General features: G+C 33.6%; 5 protein-coding genes and 1 pseudogene. 3 read left to right on the top strand and 3 right to left on the bottom strand.

All coding sequences use genetic code 11. The annotated features are described in order from the left end of the window. Nucleotides 1–73 precede the first annotated feature (73 nt). Both RM529_RS16000 and RM529_RS15995 read right to left on the bottom strand, forming a co-directional pair. A complete protein-coding gene (locus tag RM529_RS16000; protein ID WP_311485750.1) occupies nucleotides 74–535 on the bottom strand; it encodes a nucleotidyl transferase AbiEii/AbiGii toxin family protein in 462 nt (153 codons plus the stop codon). Nucleotides 536–556: 21 nt separating this feature from the next. Then, nucleotides 557–1,165 carry a DUF6577 family protein gene (locus RM529_RS15995; RefSeq protein ID WP_311485749.1) on the bottom strand — a complete coding sequence of 203 codons (609 nt, stop codon included), beginning with the start codon at nucleotides 1,163–1,165 and terminating at the stop codon, nucleotides 557–559. Between the two features lie 73 nt (nucleotides 1,166–1,238). On the opposite strand from RM529_RS15995, the gene RM529_RS15990 reads away from it, so the two are divergent. The 3 genes from RM529_RS15990 to RM529_RS15980 all read left to right on the top strand — a co-directional run bounded on the left by RM529_RS15990 (nucleotide 1,239) and on the right by RM529_RS15980 (nucleotide 3,125). Further along, nucleotides 1,239–1,472, top strand: a complete 234-nt coding sequence (locus RM529_RS15990; protein WP_432264543.1) for an integrase core domain-containing protein — start codon at nucleotides 1,239–1,241, stop codon at nucleotides 1,470–1,472. Between the two features lie 251 nt (nucleotides 1,473–1,723). Further along, nucleotides 1,724–2,365, top strand: a complete 642-nt coding sequence (locus RM529_RS15985) for a hypothetical protein (protein WP_311485748.1) — start codon at nucleotides 1,724–1,726, stop codon at nucleotides 2,363–2,365. A gap of 256 nt (nucleotides 2,366–2,621) precedes the next feature. Then, a complete protein-coding gene (locus RM529_RS15980) occupies nucleotides 2,622–3,125 on the top strand; it encodes a sensor histidine kinase (protein ID WP_311485747.1) in 504 nt (167 codons plus the stop codon). Between the two features lie 301 nt (nucleotides 3,126–3,426). Here RM529_RS15980 and RM529_RS15975 read toward each other — a convergent pair. After that, nucleotides 3,427–3,652: pseudogene (locus RM529_RS15975) on the bottom strand (tyrosine-type recombinase/integrase); the annotation flags it as partial. Between the last annotated feature and the right edge of the window lie 712 nt (nucleotides 3,653–4,364).

Below are 4,364 nucleotides of genomic sequence, written 5' to 3'. Positions count from 1 at the left end.
CATTAAAGAATTTGAAAGAGATATGTATAATCAAAAACTAGCAGCATAGTCACTCAACTTAAAGTCCAGTTTTTTATTGCAAGTCCACTATTGGAACTTCCATCAATTCAGGATATGGATTTGGAGTATACAATATATCTAATAGTATTGGTTCAACACTATCATCAATATTGCTCGTATAGTACATTTTAAAATGCCCCACAGGAGCATCTGGCGTATGTTTTCTATCATTATCATCCTCCCAATGTGTGAACACACTACCTTCCTTTATCTTTTCTAAAACAGTTTCTATTTCATTTTGAGGCTGTTCACAAATAATATCAATGTCGATGGAAAACCTTTTTGGCTCTTTTGTTTCTAATAAAAGTGCTGTTCCTCCTTTGAAAATAAAATCTAGTTTATTTAATTTCAATTGTTCCAAAAAGATTAATGCATATATGACCTTTTCAATTAATTTTGGATCAAACTTCTTTTTACCTAGATTTTTCTCTACATTATAAATCCAATCTGGATGATATGTCTTTGATTCTATCATTATCTATTAAGTTTTGGCAAATTATTCAATTTTTGCCAAAGTTAAATTGGTTAAATTAGACACCTCATTTTCTCTATTTCGCCTGTATGCATAACGCTTCATTTTATTTTTGTTTATCTCGTACTTTGCAAATGCATTCTCGTAAATAAATTGTACCTCACTTTGTTGTGTAGCATATACCCTCACGTCAATTATCATATCAACCAATAGTTTTTCTATTGTGGGAATAGTTATCTTTTCAATTTCTTGAAGAGGTGCTTCAGAAATTAAATGTTTTAAAATAACGACATCATCGCTACCACTTATATATAAATCAAAGGTTTCCGTATCTGGTTCAATAAAAACTTGTTTACCTGAATCTTTTAAGGTATAGAACACAGATTCAGCAACATCCTTATCCAATTCAATGATTGTATAAAATTTAAAAGGTTGATGCCTCATAAATTCGTTGAACCATTTAGTATTCCAAATACAAAAATCTACAAATGGATATTCTTGTTTTATCTTATTGAACAAGCGTTTCAATTTCGTATCTACAAATGGAATGTATGCCTTTTTCTCTTTTAAAGCAAATATGCCTCCAGATGGATTTTTAATGATGTCATCTTTTTTTAAACGAGATAAATACACTGTAATTGAACTCTTTTAAAGCCAGTTTACTGCAACGGAATTCACGGATTGGGTTACCGATGAAAAACGAAATATCAAGCTTAGTATGGATGGTAAAGGAAGAGCTATCGATAATACTTTTGTGGAACGCCTATGGCGAAGTGTAAAATATGAACATGTGTATTTATTCCCGGCCAGTGATGGACTGGAATGTTACCGTGGCCTGCGCGATTATTTTGAATATTACAATACCAAGAGGAGGCACAAAAGTTTAGGAGAGGAAATCCCGAAGCGGGTTTATCAACAAGTGATTAAAAAAGCAGCTTGAGCAATATAAGCATAAATAAGGGTTGTTAACAAAAGAGGTAAGTTATGAGTCTCCCCCCAGACCCCCCTCTTTTCAACATCATCATCTTATTAAGTTTATTGTCCTAAGAGATGGGGGAATTATAAGGGTATTGACATAGAAGTCAGTTAAATATAGGTCTGTAACTCAAAATCTAGATACAAGATATGTTATATGAACATATTTCCATATACGTGTCGAGATTGATTTTTAATCAACAAAGTCTAAATATCATGAAACGAAAAATTTCCCTGTTAACCTATTTATTAGCAATAGTATTTTTATCTGGACCAGCTATAGCAAACAACGTTTATCCTGACAATTATTATGGAAAGAAAAAAATACAAGTAAGCGCTTCGCAGTCAGATGCCGAAATTATTGTAAATGGAAAAATTGTTGGTAAAGGCTCGGCTGAAGTTCTGGTTCCAAAAGATGATTGTGTTACAGTTATTGCAAAGAAAGTGGGCTATTTAACAGAAAGTATTGAATTCTGCAATCAAAAGAGAATGTCAAAACCACCTAAAACATATTATTTCGAAATGAGAAATGATAATGCCTTCGATGCTTCCGTTCAAACTGATATTGCCAATGTAGATATTGAAATTAAAGTTGACAGGATGGAAAAGGATCAAGCGTGGAAGCTGATTAATCAAATTGTATTGAATTATATTGATATCATAGAAATGACCGATAAAGAAACCGGATACTTAAGAACTGCATGGTCTCTTCAAACTTTTCAGCAGAATACGATTCGCACAAGAATGATAGTCAAAGAATCTTCTACAAATCCCCTGGTTTTTAAAGTAAAACTTGTAAGTGAAGAATCAGGAGATACGATGACGAGCGTAAAAAGTGATCATTTATTTAAAGAATAAGATCGTGTTCTAAGAAGTTACGATAACGCTATTTCAGAATTTCAGGCAAGAGTAAAATAGCATTATACATAATCTTATATAGCCTTTTATTCTTCAGTAACTGGAATATTCCGGATGAAACATCGAATATCATTCCGGAGGCTATTGAAATTGTTGAAAGTGTTCAGGAAGATGATTATTTTCCAAATCAGAATTTTGAAGAGATAAGAACTGATCTAGGCCAATTCCTATAATCCATCCAAACGAGGTGACCCGATTGCAAATAAATCCCCATTTCCTATTTAATAGCCTTGATGCCATCACCTATCTTATTCAGAGTGAACAGAATTCAAAAGCAATAAAATACCTTAAGATATTTAGCCGGTACACCAGAATGGTGCTGGAAACTTCCAAACAGGACGTAATTTCCTTACAGCAAGAGCTTAAATTGAGCAATTATTACTTAATGTTGGAAGAAAACCGGTTTGAAGATGGTTTTACGTTTAATATTACTGGCGGAAATTTGACTGAAATAGAGGAAGTGGACATTCCCCCGTTGCTACTCCAACCTTTCATAGAAAATGCAATTTGGCACGGGTTATTGCCTAGTACACGAGATCAAAGAATGTTAAATATAGCTATTGTTCCCAAGTCAAAATCCATAGAAATTATTATTGACGATAACGGGGTTGGTCGCAAGGCTCAAGAAAAGCAAAAAAACTCGAAAAAGCACAAGAGTATGGGGATGCAAATCATAAAAGAACGAATACGGTTACACTGAAGGAACACGAGTTGTATTTACACTCCAGCAAAGCATACGATTGAAAACAGAATTAACCACTTGATTATTTTTGTTTAGCCAAAAATATTGGTTTGTTCATTTCTCATTCCATATAGAGATTGAGTGATTAAACAAAAGGCTTTCTATTTTAGACCAAGTAAAAAATAATATCTTTTCTTATCACAAAGAAGACCATTAAATATTAATTCTCTTTGTATCATGAAGTTGGGTGTATCATTAAAATAATCATTAGTGGGAGTATTATGTTTAAGGCCTTTATTAGAAAAAAATATGCCACCAATTACAATTTACCTCTCGACTTATCAAGGTTATTGGCTAATTTTAGTATCAATCACCCGGGCATAAATCTGGGTAGTCGATAATTTGGTATGACCTAAAAGCTTCGAAACGGTTTCGATGGGCACGCCATTTGCTTGGGTAATGGTGGTGGCAAAAGTATGCCGGGCAGCATCAAACTTCAGCAGTTTTTTGATCTTTGCTTTTTTGGCGATTTCCTTTAAGAAAGATGCTTTTTTTGATGATGATGAGGCTCTGCCGCCTCCTACCTTTCATTGCACTTAGATATCTCGAATTTGCCTGCTTACAGCTTGAGAAAGAATAGGCCCCAGATAATTCGTAACACTTAAAATGACTCAATATTTTAATGCCACCTGGATCTTCATTGGGAGGTGCAAGACCTAAGGCATATATACAGGACACAGAATGGTAGTTTGTGGATTGCTAAATTTAAAAGCCAAATGATCAGCAGGATATGGATTTAGGAAATGGTATAGTATCGACTTGCCATTCAATTCGGTAAGGAAATGGCACCATCAAAACATGATATCAATCCAACACCGAACGGTACAGGTTAAAAATTTAATGGTTCAGAAAATGACAATGCTTTGAACTTAGACCTCGTGTGAGGAGTCGCTCCTTATTTTCGATTTAAAATAAAGAAGGCAATATTATTACAAATACAATTCAACAGAATGTACATCAATGTGAACATTTAGCGACGGATCTGGATATTTAATGAAATGGAATTAATGAAAAATGCGTTTAATTATTAAAACATTTCATCAATAATATTTATTGCTAGAAAATAATATCGTTTGAAATCAAGAGAAATGTTAAATCGTAAACGGTTCTATTCTGTACCTATTCTGTACCCATTGTAAAAAAGAAAGGCTTCACATTTCCGTGAAGCCTTTCTTTTCTAGTAGCGGGAACTGGACT

The sequence above is a fragment of the Autumnicola edwardsiae genome (assembly GCF_031846505.1).
In the GTDB taxonomy this organism is placed as follows: domain Bacteria; phylum Bacteroidota; class Bacteroidia; order Flavobacteriales; family Flavobacteriaceae; genus Autumnicola; species Autumnicola edwardsiae.
This window is presented reverse-complemented; position numbering and strand designations above follow the sequence as displayed.